This is a genomic window from Phenylobacterium sp. LjRoot97 (genome assembly GCF_964254345.1).
GTDB lineage: Bacteria > Pseudomonadota > Alphaproteobacteria > Caulobacterales > Caulobacteraceae > Phenylobacterium.
Genome location: NZ_CAXUTH020000002.1, coordinates 218,609 through 234,008, shown reverse-complemented (window position 1 = coordinate 234,008; position 15,400 = coordinate 218,609). Strand labels below are relative to the sequence as shown.

19 protein-coding genes and 1 pseudogene are annotated in these 15,400 nt (G+C 68.3%); 6 read left to right on the top strand and 14 right to left on the bottom strand.

The window, feature by feature from the left end:
- Positions 1 to 211: 211 nt before the first annotated feature.
- A complete protein-coding gene (locus tag ACSQ2H_RS23230) occupies positions 212 to 385 on the bottom strand; it encodes a hypothetical protein (RefSeq protein WP_436063816.1) in 174 nt (57 codons plus the stop codon).
- Between the two features lie 60 nt (positions 386 to 445).
- Between ACSQ2H_RS23230 and ACSQ2H_RS23225 the strand changes: the two genes are divergently transcribed.
- On the top strand, positions 446 to 1,108 hold the full coding sequence (locus ACSQ2H_RS23225) for a helix-turn-helix domain-containing protein (RefSeq protein WP_436063815.1): 663 nt from the start codon (positions 446 to 448) through the stop codon (positions 1,106 to 1,108).
- A gap of 21 nt (positions 1,109 to 1,129) precedes the next feature.
- Here ACSQ2H_RS23225 and ACSQ2H_RS23220 read toward each other — a convergent pair whose 3' ends face one another.
- From ACSQ2H_RS23220 to ACSQ2H_RS23190, 7 genes are all read right to left on the bottom strand, one after another.
- Positions 1,130 to 2,026: a 3'-5' exonuclease gene (locus tag ACSQ2H_RS23220; protein WP_436063814.1), complete on the bottom strand. Its 897-nt coding sequence runs from the start codon at positions 2,024 to 2,026 to the stop codon at positions 1,130 to 1,132.
- Between the two features lie 69 nt (positions 2,027 to 2,095).
- Positions 2,096 to 2,506 carry an RES family NAD+ phosphorylase gene (locus ACSQ2H_RS23215; RefSeq protein ID WP_436063813.1) on the bottom strand — a complete coding sequence of 137 codons (411 nt, stop codon included), beginning with the start codon at positions 2,504 to 2,506 and terminating at the stop codon, positions 2,096 to 2,098.
- Positions 2,507 to 2,517: 11 nt separating this feature from the next.
- Complete coding sequence (parS, locus tag ACSQ2H_RS23210; RefSeq protein ID WP_436063812.1) at positions 2,518 to 2,949, bottom strand: type II RES/Xre toxin-antitoxin system antitoxin; 432 nt, start codon at positions 2,947 to 2,949, stop codon at positions 2,518 to 2,520.
- A gap of 77 nt (positions 2,950 to 3,026) precedes the next feature.
- Positions 3,027 to 3,317 (bottom strand): hypothetical protein, encoded by a 291-nt coding sequence (locus ACSQ2H_RS23205; RefSeq protein ID WP_436063811.1) that lies wholly within the window; start codon positions 3,315 to 3,317, stop codon positions 3,027 to 3,029.
- 2 nt (positions 3,318 to 3,319) lie between these two features.
- On the bottom strand, positions 3,320 to 5,857 hold the full coding sequence (locus tag ACSQ2H_RS23200) for a cbb3-type cytochrome c oxidase subunit I (RefSeq protein WP_436063810.1): 2,538 nt from the start codon (positions 5,855 to 5,857) through the stop codon (positions 3,320 to 3,322).
- A complete protein-coding gene (locus ACSQ2H_RS23195) occupies positions 5,854 to 6,792 on the bottom strand; it encodes a cytochrome c oxidase subunit II (RefSeq protein WP_436063809.1) in 939 nt (312 codons plus the stop codon). The genes ACSQ2H_RS23200 and ACSQ2H_RS23195 overlap by 4 nt, the downstream gene beginning before the upstream one ends.
- A 19-nt stretch (positions 6,793 to 6,811) precedes the next feature.
- Positions 6,812 to 7,069, bottom strand: a complete 258-nt coding sequence (locus ACSQ2H_RS23190; protein ID WP_436063808.1) for a c-type cytochrome — start codon at positions 7,067 to 7,069, stop codon at positions 6,812 to 6,814.
- Here ACSQ2H_RS23190 and ACSQ2H_RS23185 point away from each other — a divergent pair.
- Positions 7,040 to 7,801, top strand: a pseudogene (locus ACSQ2H_RS23185) (c-type cytochrome); the annotation flags it as partial. The gene ACSQ2H_RS23190 and the pseudogene ACSQ2H_RS23185 overlap by 30 nt on opposite strands.
- A gap of 49 nt (positions 7,802 to 7,850) precedes the next feature.
- On the opposite strand, the gene ACSQ2H_RS23180 reads toward ACSQ2H_RS23185, so the two are convergent.
- From ACSQ2H_RS23180 to ACSQ2H_RS23165, 4 genes are read right to left on the bottom strand one after another with little or no spacing between them, the layout of a single operon-like run.
- A complete protein-coding gene (locus ACSQ2H_RS23180) occupies positions 7,851 to 8,585 on the bottom strand; it encodes a cytochrome b (protein WP_436063807.1) in 735 nt (244 codons plus the stop codon).
- Positions 8,582 to 9,301: a cytochrome c oxidase assembly protein gene (locus ACSQ2H_RS23175; protein ID WP_436063806.1), complete on the bottom strand. Its 720-nt coding sequence runs from the start codon at positions 9,299 to 9,301 to the stop codon at positions 8,582 to 8,584. The genes ACSQ2H_RS23180 and ACSQ2H_RS23175 overlap by 4 nt, the downstream gene beginning before the upstream one ends.
- Positions 9,302 to 9,316: 15 nt before the next feature.
- Positions 9,317 to 10,627, bottom strand: coding sequence for a PQQ-dependent sugar dehydrogenase (locus tag ACSQ2H_RS23170; protein ID WP_436063805.1), 1,311 nt, complete (start codon positions 10,625 to 10,627; stop codon positions 9,317 to 9,319).
- A complete protein-coding gene (locus ACSQ2H_RS23165) occupies positions 10,624 to 11,124 on the bottom strand; it encodes a DUF2231 domain-containing protein (RefSeq protein ID WP_436063804.1) in 501 nt (166 codons plus the stop codon). Before ACSQ2H_RS23165 ends, ACSQ2H_RS23170 begins: the two co-directional genes overlap by 4 nt.
- Before the next feature lie 83 nt (positions 11,125 to 11,207).
- On the opposite strand from ACSQ2H_RS23165, the gene ACSQ2H_RS23160 reads away from it, so the two are divergent.
- The 3 genes from ACSQ2H_RS23160 (at position 11,208) to ACSQ2H_RS23150 (ending at position 12,627) form a co-directional block, all read left to right on the top strand.
- Positions 11,208 to 11,660 (top strand): DUF4126 domain-containing protein, encoded by a 453-nt coding sequence (locus ACSQ2H_RS23160; RefSeq protein WP_436063803.1) that lies wholly within the window; start codon positions 11,208 to 11,210, stop codon positions 11,658 to 11,660.
- Between the two features lie 112 nt (positions 11,661 to 11,772).
- Positions 11,773 to 12,036 carry a DksA/TraR family C4-type zinc finger protein gene (locus ACSQ2H_RS23155; protein WP_436063802.1) on the top strand — a complete coding sequence of 88 codons (264 nt, stop codon included), beginning with the start codon at positions 11,773 to 11,775 and terminating at the stop codon, positions 12,034 to 12,036.
- 18 nt (positions 12,037 to 12,054) lie between these two features.
- Positions 12,055 to 12,627: an alpha-ketoglutarate-dependent dioxygenase AlkB gene (locus ACSQ2H_RS23150; RefSeq protein WP_436063801.1), complete on the top strand. Its 573-nt coding sequence runs from the start codon at positions 12,055 to 12,057 to the stop codon at positions 12,625 to 12,627.
- Between the two features lie 84 nt (positions 12,628 to 12,711).
- On the opposite strand, the gene ACSQ2H_RS23145 is transcribed toward ACSQ2H_RS23150, so the two are convergent.
- Both ACSQ2H_RS23145 and ACSQ2H_RS23140 read right to left on the bottom strand, forming a co-directional pair.
- Positions 12,712 to 13,473, bottom strand: a complete 762-nt coding sequence (locus tag ACSQ2H_RS23145) for a hypothetical protein (protein ID WP_436063800.1) — start codon at positions 13,471 to 13,473, stop codon at positions 12,712 to 12,714.
- Between the two features lie 46 nt (positions 13,474 to 13,519).
- Positions 13,520 to 13,864, bottom strand: coding sequence for a hypothetical protein (locus ACSQ2H_RS23140; protein WP_436063799.1), 345 nt, complete (start codon positions 13,862 to 13,864; stop codon positions 13,520 to 13,522).
- A gap of 732 nt (positions 13,865 to 14,596) precedes the next feature.
- Between ACSQ2H_RS23140 and ACSQ2H_RS23135 the strand changes: the two genes are divergently transcribed.
- Positions 14,597 to 15,157, top strand: coding sequence for a DUF2239 family protein (locus ACSQ2H_RS23135; protein ID WP_436063798.1), 561 nt, complete (start codon positions 14,597 to 14,599; stop codon positions 15,155 to 15,157).
- The last annotated feature ends 243 nt before the right edge of the window (positions 15,158 to 15,400 follow it).

Genomic DNA, 15,400 nt, shown 5'->3' with positions numbered 1-15,400 from the left:
TCTTCCCCCTCTTTGCGCCCTGGGGACGCTGGTTGTTGGGGTGAAGACGCCGCTGGCCCGCAAATCCGACAGCACCGGCGAAATTATTTCGTCAGCGAAACCCATTCAGGGTCTCGCGGCCCCGTCAACCAGAACGATGGGGTGATATTTCGCGCAGATAAGTCGGCTATGTTCCGAAGTTCCGGCGGCCTATGACAGCCAACTGACGAGGTTAGCCGCCCAATGTCATCCAAACCTGCGCCAGCCCGACCAGGGCCAGAATGACCAGGATGATCCCTATCACCACGACCCCGCGGCCGGTTGCATTGGCCTTGAACCAGCCGCCGACCTCGACCGAGAGCGAATCCTTAGCCTGCGGCGCAGGCCTGCCTGAGCGCGTCACCATGCGTTCACTGTATGTTCTATGCGCTCTTCCGGCAAGATGATCGTATGATATATACATCGAATGCCCCTCAGCCCCCGCGCCGTCCGATTGAAAGAAGCCCGCAAGGCCGCCGGCTTCAAAACCGCCGCAGGCACAGCCGAACACTTCGGCTGGAACCGCAACACCTATTCATCCAACGAGAACGGCAATGCGCCGTACTCCTACGCAACGGCCAAGCGCTACGCGGAGGCCTTCGGCGTATCGGCCCAGCAGCTATATGACGCCGCGCCGGCGCCAGATCCGGACGCAGCGTCCGGGCAAGAGGTTTGGGTGCGTGTAATCGGCCGGGTCGGCGCAGACACCGAAGGAAGGGTTCTCTTCGCCGCCGGGCAGGAAGCCGGCGAACTCGTCCCCCTCCCCCCTGGCGGCACCGACAGAGCTGTCGCTTTGAGGGTTGTCGGGCACTCCATGCGTGGCGTCGCCGACGACGGCGGGCTCATCTATTTCGAAGATCAGCGAACGGCGCCGACGCCCGACATGTTCGGCCATGTCGTGGTGGTCGAAACCGCAGACGACGAGGTCTTGGTCAAACGTCTGCTGCGCGGTTCGCTCAAAGGCCGCTACGACCTGGAAAGCGTGGTCGGTCCCGTGCGCGAGAACGCCAAAATCCGCTGGGCGGCTCACATCACGGCGATCATCCCGCCACATCAGGCGCGGCGCATCCTGCGTTCAACGCCCGCGTAAGGCGAGGCCCCGCCGCAGCGGTCAGACCCGGTCGGAGAACCGGTCATGCGCGTCGATCCGGCGGACCAGCAGGTCGACCTCGCGCTGATAGATCTCGATCTGCAGGAACGCGAGTTCGGCTTCGCGCTGATCCTCGTCGGCGTCGATGTACCAGGCCCGCGGACCGGCTGCGCCCTCGGCGTTCCAGCGATAGCCGCGCGCCTTGAGCACGTCCTTGAGCTCGAAGGGCGAGTTCTCTGCCCAGATCCGCCAGGACGGTCTTCGCGCACGCTCGAGCAGGTGAGCCAGCACCGTGCGGCCGCTGGCGCGCATCGGCCGCGCGAGCAGTTCGATGGCAGCCAGGCAATCGTTCAAGGCCCGATGCTTGTCGTAGAAGAACCCCGCCCCCGCCGCGAGATGGCCCAGTCGCGCGCCTTCATGGCCGTCCGACGCCCAGTCCACCTGCGACATCGAGCAGCCCCAGGGTTTGGTCGTGAAGGTTTCGCAGAAGCGCTCCAGAAACCGCCTGTCGAACGCGGCGTTGTGGGCCACGACGATGGCGGCTGGCGCTGCGATCCGCGCGACCTCGGCCGGATCGATGACCTGCCCGGCGACCATGTCGTTGGTTATCCCGGTCAGCGCCGTGATCGCCGGTTCGACTGGAGAGGAGGGTTCGCGCAAAGCGCTGAACGCTTCTCCCACCTCCAGCACCTCGCCGTTCAGGTCGTAGACGAACGGAGCCATGGCCAGTTCGATGATTTCATCGCGCGCCGGATCGAGCCCAGTCGTTTCGACATCGACGAACAGGCCCATCCGGGTCGCGGCGTCTGGCGGAGCCGTGCGCTGGGCCCGCGGCGCCAGGCGGCGCAGCACGCGATAGTCGCCGCTGGCTTCCAGCAGCTTCGCCATCGCCTCCAGATCGTGCGGTCCCTGGTTCAATATCGACTCGCGCTCCCGCCTTTCCCGAAGATGGGGACAGCGCGCGCCGCGGTACAGCGCGCGCCGCCTTTAGAACAGCCGCGGATCGAAGGTGAAGGAGTGGTCGGCGTCCAACCGCAGCAAGGCCGCGGCGGGATGGCGCGGATTGATCAGGCAGTTGCTCTCCTGCGGGACGACGGCGCTTGGTACGCGAAGCACCAGCGCCTCGCCGCGCTGCAGAAACCCGTCGCCCGCGGCGAGCGGGTCGTCGGGAGGCTCGGATAGGTCCTCGATCGGTGCGTCGTCGGGCACGTAGACCGACAGCAGCCGGTAGTCAGCGGGGATGAGTTCGGGCGGCAGGTCGAGGTGCACCAGCACCTCGAGAAGCGTCAGGCTGGGGCTCGCCGCAGTGTAGATCATCGGACGTCCTGGGGAATTCCAACGCCCGCCGTAGATTCGCGCGCCCTCTCCGTCGAGCGCCGTGAACGCGGCCTTCGCCAAGCGGTGGACGATCAAGCCGCCAGACCGTGGGCGATCTGTCCCAGCAGCCGCTCGACGCCCTGTGCGCCCAGGTCGGTGTCGGCCAGCGACAGCGGCGCCTCCCCGTCCAGCGCGCGATTGGGCCGCTCCAGCCAGATCAGGGCGCGCTCGCGGTCGCCGATGGTCTCCTCGGCGGCCGCCACCAGCCGCGCCACGCGCACCAGCCGATCGGATTCCGCCGGCTCCAGCATCTGCCCGGCGTCGCGGCGCCGATTGAAGGTCCGCCTCGGCATCACATAGGCTTCGATGGCCGGATACTGCAGCTGCGTGGCCGACAGGAAATTCTCCAGCGCGGCCGGCGGCAGGCCTCGGCGCACCAGGCGGATCACATCGAGTTCACTGGAAAGGCGGCCGGTGACGGGCTCGCCGCCCAGCAGTTCCTGAATTTTAGCGACCGCGGTCACGGCAAACTCCTGCAATATGCCACCTATATAGCGGCAAATTGTCAGTGCGTCACCTCTCTTCGGAAACTACGCCTCGGCTAGAACCCGAACACCAGCGTCTGCCAGCAGATCGCCAGCGCCCCAAGGACGGCGCTCCCGCCGGCCAGCGCAGCTTCGAAGTCCCGCAGGTCATCGGCGCGCGACGGTCTCGCCGCCCGGACCAGCAGCCAAACACAGATCGCCACGCAGAGGGCGCTCAGCATCCACCCGACGAGCCTGACCGCGCCACCGTGGCCGATCAGAGCCTCAAGACTCGCGAGCGCGTAGACGATGGCGAAATGTCCTGCCCAGACGAGCAGGCCCGCGAACATGCCGGCCCAGCGCAACATGCTCATGCGCCTGGAAAGAGACGGGTGAGCATGGCTGCAAAGCCGCCTTGCCCCGCCGCATATAGGACGAACAGCGCCACGACCTCCGATGTTGCGGGCCTTTCCGGCGCGATCAGCCCAAACAAGAGCCGCATCAGCAGATAGAGGGCCATGAGCAAGCCCACGGCCGCGAAGAGCGATTGCCAGGCCAGGAAGGCGTGGACGATGGCGCCCTGGGCGCTCGCCTGCGGCTGCAGGCCCGTTTCGCGCCAGGCGGCCAGATCGCTCGCCCAGGCGCAGGCGACAAGGAGCGCGGCGGCGATCAGCAGGCCGGCGGCGGACCGCGCCCCAAGACGTCCGCGCCCCGCCAGCCGCATCGCGGCGAACGACGCCAGCAAGGCGGCCCCATACCCGGACAGCGGCCATATGAGATTGGCCGGCGGCGGCGACGCAGACCATTGCGCGCCCGAGCCGCTCCACAGGAACACGTAGCTGAACGCCATCAGGACCAGCACCATTGCGGCCACCACCAAGGTGATCGACATCGCCCACCAGCCGTGTCCCGACGGGCCGGAAACATAGGTCGGCAGGCGGATCCGGCCGCCGACGTGGGCGCTCGCCTCATCGAACGGAAGGTCCAGCGACCAGCACCACCGCATGATGCAGTAGACGCCCAGGACCCCGCTCACCACGCAGGCGCCATAGGCCTGCACGGTCAGCAGCAGGAAGAAGCCCGCGGTGAACACCGCCGCCCAGATCGGCCAGGGCGATGGATCTGGCATTCGCAGCAAGGCCTGCGGCAGGGCGCGGAAGGAACTGGTGAGGAGCGTCTCGCGGCCCCCGGTCGGCGCGCCTGGCAACAGATAGCGCCCCTCCTCGACGTCGCGCGCGAGACCGGGCTGGTCCCATAGAGGGTAGAGGCTGGTGACCAACGGAATGGATCGCACCGAGTAGAGCCCGGCCGGAATCCACTCCAGGCCAGGGCTGTCATGCGTGTCGCCGGCCGAGCGCTCGCTGAACGGCCGGAAGTTGCGCGCCATGTCGATGATCCAGATCAGGGCCGCCAGGCCGAAGACGAAGGCTCCCACCGTCGAGATCAGGTTGGGCAGCTCCCACTGGCGACCGGGCAGATAGGTGTAGACCCGGCGCGGCATGCCCATCAGGCCGGTCAGGTGCATGGGCAGAAAGGCCAGATGCACGCCGACGAACATCAGCCCGAACACCCACTTGCCGAGCCGTTCGCTGAGCGCCCGGGCGCTCACCATCGGCGTCCAGTAGTAGATCGCCGCGAACATCGGAAAGACCATCCCGCCGATGAGCACGTAGTGAAGGTGGGCGACGATGAAGTAGGTGTCATGCGCCTGCCAGTCGAACGGCACCATGGCGACCATCACGCCCGTCAGTCCGCCCATGGTGAACACGACCACCGACCCGATCGCGAACAGACCAGGCGTCGTCAGGCGCGGCTTGCCGTCGGCCAGGGTCGCGATCCAGGCGAACACCTGCACGCCCGCGGGAATCGAAACCGCCATGGACGCGGCCGAGAAGGCGTTGATCGACATCGTCGGCATGCCGGTCGCGAACATGTGGTGCGCCCAGACGCCGAAACTGATGAACCCGGTGGCGAGCATCGCCAGAACCACGAGCGGATAGGCGACCAGGCGCGTGCCCGCGACCACGGGCACGATCGTGGACATCGCCCCCGCGGCTGGGAGGAAGATGATGTAGACCTCCGGGTGTCCGAAGAACCAGAAGAGGTGTTGCCACAGGAGCGGATCGCCCCCGCGGGCCGGATCGAAGAACGGCCAGTCCAGCGCGCGCTCCAGCTCCATGAGCGTCGTCGCCAGGATCACCGAGGGAAAGGCGATGATGATCATCACCGCGAAGATCAGCATCGCCCAGGCGAAGATCGGCAGCTTGTCGAGCGTCATGCCCGGCGCGCGGGTGCGCAACACGCCGACGATGATCTCGATCGCCCCCGCTATGGCGGAAATCTCGATGAAGCCGATGCCGACAAGCCAGAAGTCGGCGTTGATGCCGGGCGACCAGGTGGTGCTGGTCAGCGGCGGATACATGAACCAGCCGCCGTTCGGCGCCAGACCGAAGAACAGCGAGGCGAAGAACGCCAGCCCGCCGATCAGATACGCCCAGAAGGCGTAGGCGCTCAGCCTCGGAAAAGGCAGATCGCGCGCCCCGAGCATCTGCGGCAGCAGCAGCACGCCCAAGGCCTCGACCGCGGGCACGGCGAACAGGAACATCATCATCGTGCCGTGCACGGTGAAGACCTGGTTGTAGGTTTCCTGCGACAGAAAGCCGTTGAGCGGCAGCGCCAGTTGCGTGCGCATCAATAGCGCCAGTGCGCCGGCCAGCACGAAGAACAGCATGGCCGCCCCGACGTAGTAGACGCCGACGAAGTTGTTGTTGATGGCGGTGATCCAGCCCCAACCGCTGGGGCGGCGCCAGATGCGCTCGAGCTCGGCGCGCTCGGCCGCCGGCCGCCGCGTCCGGGAAGGGAAGCGCTCGGCAAGCGTCTCGAGCGGGACGCCCTCCTCCCCGCTCACTTCAGTCCCTCGAGGTAGATCGCCAGCGCATTGAGATCCCGCCCCCGCAGCACCGGATAGGACGGCATGCGGTTGCCTGGTTTGATGGCCTGGCTGTCGGCCACCCAACCGGCCAGGGTCCCTCGGTTGTTGGGGAGGATTCCAGCGCCGAGCGAGCGACGCGATCCGACATGGGTCAGGTCAGGTCCGGCCAGTCCGTTGGCGCTGGTGCCCGCCACCGTATGGCAGGCGCCGCAGCCGGAGGCCGCGAAGACCTCCGCGCCGCGCACCGCCTGCGGATCGCTCGGCGCGGCGGCGCGCTCAAGGCGCGCGCCACGCCAGGCCTCGTAGGCGCGCGGTTCGTGAGCGACCACCACGAAGCCCATCAGCGCGTGGGGGCCGCCGCAGAACTCCGCGCACTGGCCCGCATAGACCCCCGGGCTGTCCGCCTGCAGTCGCAGCAGGTTGCGCCGCCCTGGGATCATGTCCCGCTTACCGCCGAGACGCGGAACCCAGAAGCTGTGAATGACGTCGGCGGATTCCAGCTCGAGCACCACGGGACGTCCGACTGGGATGTGCAGTTCGTTGGCGTCCTGCAGGATCGCCTGGCCGGCGTCGTCGAGATAGGCGACCCGCCACCACCACATCTCCCCGGTGACGCGGATGCGCAGCTCCCCCGGCGTCGGGGCCTCGCTGAGACGATGCGTGAGGCTCAGGCCGTAGATGAGCAGCGCGCTCAGCACCACGACCGGGAACGCCAGGCCGCCGGCCCAGACGAGCCAGCCGCCGCCCAGTCGCTTTCGCCAGCGACGCGGGCCCAGCAGCGACAGGCCAAGAGCGACCAGCACCACGGCCAGCACAGCCCCGCCCCCCGCCATCAGCACCCAGGACAGCACGTTCACCGGCGCGGCGAACGGGCCGGCGGGATCGAGCGCCGGAGGCGGCCAGCCGGCCATTCCATCGACAGGTTGCGGCCTAACGTTCATCGAGGCCGTAGAGATAGGCCGCGACGTCGCGCGCATCGCGCTCCGACATCAGGCTGGCGGGCATGGCGGTGTCGGGCGCCATGACCGGAGCGTTGCGAATCCAGGCGATCAACACGCCTGGCTGGTTGGGAAAGCGTCCGGCGATCATCGGCCGGCGGGCGAAGCCTTCGAGCGGGCCCCCAAGGGCGCCGCGCGGCCAGTCGATGCCTGGAATGTCATGGCAGGCGCCGCAGCCGACCTCCGTCATCAGGTCCAGGCCGCGCCGCGCGTCCGCGCCGGCCAGTTCGCGTGGAGGCGCAGACTTGTCGGCGCAACCGCACAGCACGCCGCCAAGCAGGACCGCCATCGTCCATACGCGCCCTGGCGCTCGTCGCGTCCCATGCATCGCGTCCCTTCCCACGGGTCTAGGAAACCGCGCGCTGCGGCGCAGGTTCCGCCGGAACCGATGCGACGTGCTCGTGTTGGCCTCAGCGTGCGCCTCAAGCTCTCCCTCCTGCCGCTCTGCGCCCTCGTCGTGGCGTGCGCCCCTGCAGGTCCGGCGCCGATAGATCCCTTCACCAGGGACGGCGAAGTCATTGCGATGGGGGGCGGGCGCGGCGGCCCGGCCCAGGCCTGCTTCCGATGCCACGGTCTGGCTGGCCAGGGTGATGGCGTCGCGGCCCCGCGGCTCGCCGGCCTCGACGCCGGCTACATCGAAAAGCAGCTCGGAGACTACGCGGCCGGCCTGCGCCGCGACGACGTCATGCAGGCCGCAGTCCGCTGGCTCTCGGGCGCCGACCGTCACGCCGTGGCGGTCTACTACGCACAACTTGAGCCTCCGAGCGGGGCCGGCGCGGCCGGCGCGCCGCCGGCCCTTTGGCTGGAAGGCGATCAGGCGCGCGACCTTCCCCCTTGCGCGGCGTGCCACGGCGACGACGCCCGGGGCGTCGGGATCGGCGGGCCGGCGCTTGCCGGGCAGCCGTCGGCCTACACCCTGGCGCAGATGGAACGCTGGGCGTCCGCCGTCCGGCGCAACGACCCGCGCAATGTCATGGCGATCGCCGCTTCACGAACCACGCCCGCTGAAAACCTCGCCATAGCTGACTGGCTCGCGCGCCAATCGCCTGCTCCGCGACCCTATAGCGACGCTGCCAGGGTGTCCGACGCCCAGGCCGCTGCGGAACAATTGGCAGCATCCCGTGAAGTACGTCGTCCCGATCGATGAGGTGATGCTTGAGTGCGGCGACGACGTGGACGGGGATCAGCGCCAGCAACGAGAGCACCAGGCCCAGGTGCGCCCACTCGGCCACGGCCTCGATCGCCCACCGCCGCTGCGGCGCCAGCTCCTGGAACGGCAGTAGCGGCCAGGGCGTAAGGCCAAGGAGATGCAGCTCCTGTTCCCGGGCGGTGGCCGAGACCATCATCCATCCGCTGATCGGCAGGCCGAACAGGCAGGCGTAGAAGACGTAATGCGCCACGTGGGCGAAGGCGCTTTCCCACCCTGGCTTGTCGGCGTCGTTGATGACGGGCGGCGCAAGCAGCCGCCATCCGCCACGTCCGATCACCAGCACCAGCATGAGCACGCCAAGAGCATAGTGCAGGTCGTGGGCGGCGACCTTGTCGGCGCCCACCGGCAGCTGGCCCATGGCCCAGCCCAGCCCCAGTTGGATCAGGACGAGCCCGGCCATGGTCCAATGAAAGACGATCGCGACAGGCGAATAGCGCCCCTCGTCCGCATGGCCGGCGGCCCAGGCCAGGACCTTGACGACAAGACGATCGATCATCGGGACCTAGCGCCCGAGGGCGCAATCAGCACGCCGCGGACCGCCCCAAGCGCGACCAGCAGGTAGATGCCCGCCGCCGGTATCCACATGATCAGGCCGGCTGCCTGCTGGTCCTCTAGCGCGGAAAGCCCCCAGGCCGGGGCGGACGCGAAATGCGGCGCGTAGAACGCCTGCTGCGAGAAGGTCAGCACCGCGCCCAACAGGCCCATGGCGATCGAGGCCAGAAGCAGAGCGCTGGCCGCGCCAAGCGCCCGGGCGGCGAACACGGCCGACCAGAACCAAACCGCGGACCCGAGCAGAGTGGCCTGCATGACCCAGTAGACCGCGTCCTGCGACAGCGCCCAGCCGTAGAGCCCGGGGGCATGCCACGTCCAGAACGTGATCGCCTGGATCCCCAAGGCGTACGCAAGGCTGGCCCGCGGCGCGGGCGGCAAGCTCAGGGCCAGCAACGGGGCGGCCGCCGCCACTAGCAGAACATGATGCACGGTGCGTGCGGCGAAGAGCGCCGAGCTCAGCGCGCACAGCGGTGAGAGGAAGACGATCGCCAGGACGCACAGCCCCAGGAGACCGGGCGCCCTGCGTTGCGAGCGTAAAGCCACAAGCACCGCGGCGGCCGCCAGAGCCGCCATGACCAGCGGGTCGAGGTTCCAGCGCGAGATCAGCTCGCCCGGTTCGGGGGCCGCGCCGCAGTAGGGGATCCAGGCGAACTGCGCCATTGCTTGCGTCTCGTCTCAGCGGCCTCCGGCCGCAGGCGTTGGAATGACAAGCCAGACGGTGTTGGACAGGTCGTCCGCGATCAGCAGCCGGCGGCCGGCCGCATCGAACGTCACCCCGACCGGGCGGCCGCGCGCCTTGCCCGCGTCGTCGAGAAAGCCCGTGGCGAAATCGATCGGCGGTCCGGCCGGTCGACCATCGGCGAACGGCACCCACACGACCTTGTAGCCAGCCAGATCCTGGCGGTTCCAACTTCCATGCTGGCCGACGAAGGCGCCCTGCGTGAAGTTTCCGCCGAACCCGCCGTCGACGGCGAAACTCAGTCCGAGCGCGGCGACGTGCGAGCCCAGCGCGTAGTCGGGGGTCACCGCCGTGGCGACCAGGTCAGGCTTCTGGGGATGCACCCGCGGATCGACGTTGCGGCCCCAGTAGCTGTAGGGCCAGCCGTAGAATGCGCCTCCCCGGACCGAAGTCAGGTAGTCGGGTACGAGTTGAGGCCCAAGCTCGTCGCGTTCGTTGACCACCGCCCAGAGCGCGCCGCTGACCGGCTCGATGGCCAGGGCGGTCGGATTGCGGATGCCGGTTGCGATGGTGCGGCGCGCACCTGATGCGCGGTCGACTTCCCAGACGACCGCCCGCTCCTCTTCCACCGCCATTCCGCGTTCGCCGACATTGCTGTTGGAGCCGATGCCGACATAGAGCCGCGCGCCGTCGGCGCTGGCCACCAACGACTTCGTCCAATGGTGATTGAGTTGGGAGGGAAGCTCTGTCAGTTCCTCGCCCGCCGCCGAGATTTTGGTCTGGCCGTCCTGGTAAGGAAACCGCAGCAGCGCATCCTGGTTGGCGACGTACAGGGACCCATCGACGAGGGCGAGACCATAAGGGGCGTTCAGGTTGTCGATGAAGACGGAGCGCAGCTCGGCCCGGCCATCGCCATCGGCGTCCCGCAGGAGCGTGATGCGATCGCCTCCCTTCGCCTTGGTCTTTCCCAGGCTCTTGATGTAGCCGGCGATGACGTCCTTGGGGCGCAGCTTCGGCGCCGCCCCCCCTGAACCTTCGGCGACCAGAATGTCGCCGTTGGGCAGGACGAGCATCTGCCGCGGAATACGAAGGTCGCTGGCCAGCGGCGCGACGGTGAAGCCGGCTGGAACAGTCGGTAGACGCCCGTCCCACGGCGTCGGCCTGGCGATCTTCATCGGCGGCAGCAGGGTCTCGTCAATGCCCGGCAATTGGGGGCGCGGGCCGGTCTGGGCCAACTCGCCGTCGTTGCGCCCGCAGGCGCTCAACATCAGCACTGCGGCGAGCGTCGCCGTGAGGGCGCCTCTCATGCGCGCCTCCCGGCCGGTAGCGACGAGTAGCCCAGCCATGCCGCGATCACCGCGGCCAGAGCCGAAATCGATGAAAGCGTCACGCCGGTCGCGCCGACCGCGCTCCAGCCGTCGCGGCTATGTTGGAAGGCGTTGATCAGCCCGGAGCCCAACATGACCAGGACCGCAACGAGGTACAGCGCGCTTCGCGCCCGGCCGGCCCGCCGAAAGACCAGCAGCCCGGCCAGCGCCCAGATCAGCACCAGGGCGCCGACCACCAGGGCGCCGGTGATCAGCCAGGCCGAGAAATTGGACCATTGCAGCTCGGCGGTCCGCAGGTAAGCGATGTCGGTGGCGAGCGCGGCGGTGAATAACGCCAATGGAAAGGCGAGCAGCATCGCGTGCAGCGGGTGCAGCGCCGTCTTCCTCCCAGGCTCGGAACTGTAAGTCTGCCGCATCAGGCCTCCCTCAAGCGCCTGAAGCCAATTCCCGGGCCGCCATTCGGTTTCACCGGCCATCCACGCAGCGCTCGGCGCGGGATCGGCCCTGGGATCGAAAGACCCGCCCGGAGGTTACGGTTCGACCTTCAGGAGACACACCCGTGCTGCGTTCATTTCTCATCGGCCTGGTGGCCGGATCCCGCTCTCTCACCCCCCTGGCCACGGTCAGCGACGCCGCACGGCGCGGCGCCCTGCCCTCCGACAACGGCGCGCCCAGCTGGCTGGGACACCCTGCGGTCGCGGCGGCCGTCAAGCTGCTGGCCGCCGGCGAAATCTGGGGCGATAAGCTCGCCTCCGCGCCTGATCGGATCGTGCCCGCCGGCATCGCCGCACGTCTTGTGACCGGCGGGCTGGCCGGGGCGGCCCTCGCCCCGCGTCGTCACGCGGCGCTAGGCGCCTTTCTTGGCGCATCGGCCGCGGTCGGCGCGGCCTATCTGACGTTCAATGCGCGGATGGCCGCCATGCGGCGCGCGGGCCAGACCTCGACCGGGCTCGTAGAGGATGCGCTCACCCTAGGCGCCGCCCAGGCGATCACCCAAACCGCGCGTCGCTGAATAGGTGAGAAGCCGCCAGAGGCGGCTTCTTGCGCCCGGCGCGTCACCGATTGAAACGGATCCAACTATCCCTATCTAACCGACTGAGATTGCAAATTATTCTGGAGACTTCATGGCCAACGGCTGGGCGCAGGACGGCGCCGTGCTCGACCAAATCATGGACACCGTGACGGACGGGGTGTCGACTGCGCGCGCCCGAATGCCCTCTGGCGAGGGCACACCCGTCTGCGTGGATTGCGGAGACGAAATACCGATCTCCCGGCGCCAGGCCCTGCCGGGGGCCCGAACCTGCGTGGCCTGCCAATCAGAGCGCGATGGACGCGTTGTCCTCGTCGGCATCAATCGTCGCGGCAGCAAGGACAGCCAGCTGCGCTAGCGCGCGGGGCATATGTCTATGCAGCCGAGCCTGTTCGACCTGCCCCAAGCTTCGCCCCCGGAGCTTCCGCCAGGCCTTCGCTATCAGCCAGAAGTCGTGACCGCGGGGCAGGAGCGCGCCCTGAGGGCCGAAATCGAGCGATTGCCGTTCGCACCGTTCGAGTTTCAGGGATATCTCGGCCATCGGCGCGTCGTCTCATTCGGCTGGCGCTATAACTTTTCTCGCCGCCGCCTTGAGCGGGCAGCGCCTATCCCTGACTTTCTGCTAAGTCTGCGAGACGACGTCGCCCGCTTCACGGGACATGGTCCCGAGGCCTTCGAACAGGCGCTGGTTCTGGAATACCGGCCAGGCGCAGGAATCGGATGGCACCGCGACCGGCCGCAATTTGGCGACGTCGCCGGCGTTTCGTTGCTGGCGCCCTGCCCGTTCCGCCTGCGGCGTCGGCGAGGCGCCGGCTGGGACCGCGCGACGCTCCAGGCCGCGCCCCGCTCGGCTTACCTGCTCAGCGGCGCCGCGCGCAGCGAGTGGGAGCACTCCATTCCACCGGTTACAGCTCTGCGGTACTCGGTGACGTTCCGAACCATGAGCTAAGCCGAACGAAGCGCCGCGCAGCAGGGAGAGCCCGCGCGGCGCCTCGCCAGCCAAGCTAAGGCAAGGCTGGGCCTTCGCTGGTCCTTAGACCGGCCGGTTCAGGCCAGCCCCGCCGATCGGACGCGGGGCGTCCAGTCCGTCATCGCCGCTCCTGTCCGTAGGCTCCATGCCACCGAAAGACCGGGTTTCGCCGAGATAGCGGGCCCGCTCGCGAGCGATCTCTTCCACGCCGTAGGGGTCCGCGCTGGCGTCGAACTGCGACCAGCCGCTCTGGCGGTAGATGTCGCCGCGCGACGCGGCGGTGACGCCGCGCTGCCCATCCAGGATCGCCTCGACCTGCGGAACCTCGGCGTCATGCGCGCGCACGCTCACCAGGGTGCCGCCGCGTCGCACGCCCTCCGAGTACACATTGGCCTCGTCATCCGAGTGACCAGCTTCCTTGAGCATGCCCAGAAGCCCGCCGGTCGCGCCGCCGGCCGCGGCGCCGACCGCCGCGCCGAGCGCGGTCGAGGCCAGCCAACCCGCGGCCACCACCGGGCCGAGGCCAGGGATGGCGAGCATTCCGAGCCCGGCCAGCAGACCGGCGCCGCCGCCCAGCAGGCCGCCCGTCGTGGCGCCCTTGCCGGCGCCCTCGGCCACGTCGTTCTCGCCGTCGCCGTTGCGATCGCCAAGCGCACCGGCTCGCTCGCCCGCGCCCCCGGCATGCCGGTGGCCTTCATGCCAGTTGTCGGCATTGTTGGAGACGATGCTGATCTTGTCCTCGTCGATCCCGGCGCGTTCGAGGTCGCCGACCGCGGCGAGCGCCAGGGTGTGATTGTCGAAGAGGCGGGTAATCGTCTTACTCATCTGAGTTCAGTCCCTGATTGCATTGTACGGATGTGCGACAGGCCGATCAGGACGCGCTGACGGCGCCCTTGTAGTCGACCGAGACCTTGGTCTGGACGCCGTCCTTGGCGGCGGTCCCCGACCAGACGCCGTTGGCGTCCTGCGTGAGCGCCCCCACACCGGTGTAGCCCGCCGCTTCGATCGCGCTGCGGGCCTGAGCTTCGGTGAAGGAATTGGCGCCCGGCGTCAGAGTGGCGGCGTCCTGGGTCGGCGTCGTGTCCACCGCTTCGTTGCGGGGGGCTTCCGAACTGGACACCACCGGACCCTCGGTGCGGTCGGCTTCGGTGGATTTTTGGCCGCAAGCGGCCAGTAGCGTCGCGACAGCCGCGACGCCCACTATCGTCTTGATCATGTTAGGTTCTCACACTTGCGTGGCAGTGAAAGACCTGAGGCGGGCCCTGGTTCCAGCGCCACCAGTGGGTTTCCGATCACGCGGCCTTTTAACCGGCGCCACGCACCGACGCCCCGCCCCGCTCTGGCGCATGGGCAGTCGCCGCAGCAGCTTAAGTGTGGCGCAGGACCCGCGCGAGTTCCGCAAGAGCGAGGTGCTCGCGCCAGGCTGCCGAGTCCGCCCAGGCCGCGATCCGTCATCCCGCCGCGCGCCCCTGGTCAGCAAGCGGAATGACGGGCTTTGCGAGTTCGCTGCTCAGTCGGTGCTGGTGTTGTGGCCGACCCTGGCCGGACCTCCCGCTGCAATCCACGGCTGAGTTCGGCCACGCGATCAGGATCGGGCGAACAAAGGGGAGCGGCCACGGCCGTGAGATCCTCGAGCGCCTTTTTCCCGAATTGGCGTTTCAGCACGCCGGACGCTTCGGCCACCCGCTCCTGCTCCGACAAAGGTGGCCGATTGAACACCCAGGCGAACGCCCACGACGAGTGAAACCACGGCCACGCCGGAGTTCGTTGTGCCCAGATGGGAATACGACCCTTCGCGGGTCAAGGCGGCGCGCAAACCCGATCTGCACGATCCCCTGCGACCTGGAAGCTCTAGTTCAGTCCGTTCGCGGGCTCTCTCCTTTTATCCGGGTAGATTGACAAGCTGGGCCCCCTGGTCGAAGGCCTGATCACCACAACGAGGCCCGCCATGACGTCGACCTATACCGCGTTTGTTGGAACCGGCCGTCTGGCGGCAGGCGATCTGGAGACCGTAGCGCTCGCGGCGCACCAGGTCCGCGACAGCCAGCGCGAGATGCCTATCGTCTTCGAAGACGCCAGCGGGAGCGTGGTCGATCTGGACCTGCGCGGCGACGCGCGGGACGTCGTTCAGCGGCTCCGCACCTCCGCACCGGCCCCCACCGATGGGCCTCGCGGGCGGGGTCGCCCCAAGCTCGGCGTGACGGCGCGCGAAATCACACTCTTGCCGAGGCACTGGAGCTGGCTCCAGGAGCAGCCTGGCGGCGCATCAGCAGCGCTGAGGCGGCTTGTGGAGCAGGCTCAGCAGGACGGCGCCGAAACTGACAAGGCTCGCCGGGCCCAGACGGCGACCTACCGCGTAATGCACGCGCTCGCAGGCCACCTACCGGGGTATGAGGACGCCCTGCGCGCCCTCTACGCCGGCGATGCTGACGCATTCAACAACCGCCTTGCCGCTTGGCCGAACGACATCGCCGGATATGTTCGAGGTCTCGCCAAAGCCGCGCTCTAAAGCTCCAACGAAGATTGGCCTTTCCGGTAGCGCTCCAAACAGCTGACCAGGTCGCGTCGCTGCCCGCGGAACGCCATCCCGCTCCACGAGCGGGGGCCGCCGCCCAAGCCGGCGCCGCCTCAAGGACGTCGAAGCGACACGGGCGACTAAAGCGCCCGAGGTCAGGAACACAGCTCTGCGAAAACGCCTTCTAGGATCGAGACTGTTCGACGAGGCACGAGAACGAACCTCCAGATCGTCCTC